General features: G+C 67.3%; 1 protein-coding gene. It reads left to right on the plus strand.

Annotated features, from left to right (window positions below):
* On the plus strand, nucleotides 1-312 hold a 312-nt coding region (locus ACZ3HH_RS29570), incomplete at both ends, for a hypothetical protein (RefSeq protein ID WP_465810074.1).

The raw sequence follows: 312 nt of genomic DNA on the forward strand, positions 1-312 counted from the left end.
GCCTCCGTGGCGCTGACGCTCACGGGGTGCAGCGAGGGGGCGGCGGAGCCTGGGTCCGAGCAGGCGTTCGCCGAAGCCCGCGAAGTCAACCTCGAGTTCAAGGCCACTGTCGCCACCGTGCAGAAAGAGGTCTTCGACGGGGAATGGCGCGTCGGCGCTTACGGGGATACGCCTGAAGCCTGCGGGGAGGGCTACCAGTTCTCGTTACGACGCGAGCTTCCGAAGGGTTTCTCGTTCGACGGTCAAGGCCCGCAGCGGATGGAGGAACTCCGCTCGTGGTTGTCCGAGAACGGGTGGCAGCTCGCGCCGACG

This window comes from Pseudomonas sp. PME37.24/025 (genome assembly GCF_055556615.1).